Origin of the sequence: Actinomyces graevenitzii C83 (assembly GCF_000239695.1) — a bacterium.
Lineage (GTDB): Bacteria > Actinomycetota > Actinomycetes > Actinomycetales > Actinomycetaceae > Actinomyces > Actinomyces graevenitzii.
Map to the genome: position 1 here is coordinate 1 of NZ_JH470347.1, position 708 is coordinate 708.

Below are 708 nucleotides of genomic sequence, written 5' to 3' on the forward strand. Positions count from 1 at the left end.
TTTCACTGACTGGTGAGTGGTTATCCCTTTTTTTGGGGTGTTGCTTGTTTTGGTTGTGTTGGTGGTTTTAGCGAGGGGGTTACACCCAGTATCCTTTCCGAACCTGGAAGTTAAGCCTTTCTGCGCTGATGGTACTGCAACTGGTGGGTTGTGGGAGAGTAGGGCGCTGCCAACCGTTTCCTTATGGTGGTGGGGGTGTTGATCCTTCGGGGTTGACACCCCCACCACCATTTTTTGGGTTAAAGGACAAAAAGAGTTGGTCTGAGCCCGACCTTTCGGCTTTGTAGTGCGAGAAAGTCTGGTTCAAAGTTGTTGGGGGCCAACTTTGAGGGTGGACAAAATGTGTTGGTGAAACATCGACTTTTCGGCTTTATGGTGCGGGAGAGTGGGCGTCAAAGTTGGTACTGGCAGATTCGGTGAGTGAACATCTCGAAATGCGATTCCTGTGGCAGGAAGCTGATCCGGTACGGACTGTCGAAATCGGGCAAGCAGAGGTGGCATTGCACCTCGTGCCACTCAACTGGCGTGCAGCGGATTGATACCTCGGCCAAGCATCTGGGTGAGTTTCTTGCCTGGCTGCTCAGCGGTAATCGGCAGGCGGATATGCCAGGTGGGGGCAGGTCGTTTCGCAGGCGATGCCAGGGTTTGTGGCAGGTGTGGCCTCTTGCTCCGGTGGTGGATGAGGTGCATGAGGTCGTGTTCGTTGAC

Annotated in this window: 1 protein-coding gene and 1 rRNA gene; both read left to right on the forward strand. The window is 54.0% G+C overall.

Annotation, left to right across the window (positions count from 1 at the left end):
- Positions 1-57: 57 nt before the first annotated feature.
- A 5S ribosomal RNA gene (rrf, locus tag HMPREF0045_RS09450) occupies positions 58-175 on the forward strand.
- A gap of 245 nt (positions 176-420) precedes the next feature.
- Positions 421-708, forward strand: a 288-nt coding sequence (locus HMPREF0045_RS11130) for a transposase-like zinc-binding domain-containing protein (RefSeq protein WP_462138032.1), incomplete at its 3' end; no start/stop codon positions are given.